This window comes from Gordonia sp. B8661-1, from assembly GCF_059427765.1.
In genome coordinates, this window is record NZ_JCAHRL010000033.1 from 1 (window position 1) to 918 (window position 918).

Annotated in this window: 2 protein-coding genes; both read left to right on the top strand. The window is 53.8% G+C overall.

What is annotated here, in order from left to right; translation table 11 throughout:
* Window positions 1-427: DUF3558 domain-containing protein (locus AC4JJG_RS21460; RefSeq protein ID WP_495405851.1), on the top strand; the 427-nt coding region annotated here is incomplete at its 5' end.
* Between the two features lie 24 nt (window positions 428-451).
* A partial coding sequence (locus tag AC4JJG_RS21465; protein ID WP_495405852.1) for a hypothetical protein occupies window positions 452-918 on the top strand: 467 nt, incomplete at its 3' end.

A 918-nucleotide genomic window follows, 5' to 3' on the forward strand; every position in this document is an offset into this window, starting at 1 on the left:
GGCGCCGTGGATGGAGTTGTGGGCGCCGTGTTCGTTGCCGAAGTCGGTGTGGGAACCCTTCAAATTCAATCCGAAACCCCGAGTGATCGATAATCTTGAACCGCAGCGGGGGTGCAGCTTTGTGCGCACATCATTTGACTATGACACGCCGGGTTATGGTGTGAATCTGATTTTGACGAACTTCCCGTTTGACGAGTCCCGTCGCAATCGATCAATCAATAACCCGACTAAGTTTACGGTGGGTGATGGGCATCCTGCGGTGATCGCGGATATGCAGCCGGGCGAAGAGGGTCGTCAGATTTTGTGGGGGACTTCATATGGTTCCGTCCTGGTTACTGCAATCCCCATTCCGACAGGGCAGGGGCCTAGTTCTGACTGGCTGGTACGAGAGTTCGTGAAGGCGGCTTATCCGTTTATTCCAAAGTGAATCTGATATCTGTAGGAGGGTGTTATGGCTGATGGTGGTTCAAAGGTAGAGAAGCTTGATATGTCCGCGCTGAGGACCGAGTTTGCATCGGCAGGTAGCAATTTGGCCTTCTCCGAGGAAGGACTGAAGCCGGCGATCACGGCTTGCGCGGAGCTGCTGCAAGTACTCAACGACGCGCGAAATTACATCCCTAACCTTACTTTCCGTGATGGATTCAACTCGATCCCCTCGGGTGGTCAATTGGCTTCAGGTCTTTCAGATCGAGCGGATAACGGTGACGGCTCATTTAGAGTCGCGTTGAACGAACATATCGAGACGGTCAAGTCGTTGAAAGAGGCTTTGGAGAAGGCCGGCAAGGATTACCTGTCGACGGAAGACGTGAACGCAATTAACCACGCCGCGTCTGGTCATGGTTTGCCTGCTGCGGTGACGGAGGCGGATATGCGTCCGAAGGATGGTCCGAAGCCGCCGACGGTGAATTATAATGTTCC